Origin of the sequence: Leucobacter japonicus, from assembly GCF_001273855.1 — a bacterium.
GTDB lineage: Bacteria > Actinomycetota > Actinomycetes > Actinomycetales > Microbacteriaceae > Leucobacter > Leucobacter japonicus.
In genome coordinates this window covers 1-221 of the sequence record NZ_JHBX01000034.1, presented here as the reverse complement: position 1 = coordinate 221, position 221 = coordinate 1, and the positions used below count along the sequence as shown (strand labels likewise).

The following is a 221-nucleotide window of genomic DNA, read 5'->3' as shown; positions in this document are numbered from 1 at the left end:
GAAGTCACTTCAGCAGCCACGGCACGCGCACGATGACCGAGACGAAGAGCTCGAAGACGAGCGACAGCCGCAACAGATAGCGCAGTGCCGTGCCGAGCGTGCGCAGCACGTCGTGGCAGGAGAGCACGAAGGCGATCGCCCCGGCGAGGAGCGTGGTGGCCAACTGGGCAAGCACGCCGAGCACGCGCTCGACGCGGTAGTGCGACCAGGCGATGGACAGG

At 67.4% G+C, this 221-nt stretch carries 1 pseudogene; it reads right to left on the bottom strand.

From position 1 onward, the window contains the following. Positions 1-4 precede the first annotated feature (4 nt). A pseudogene (locus AMS67_RS17555) lies at positions 5-221 on the bottom strand (O-antigen ligase family protein); the annotation flags it as partial.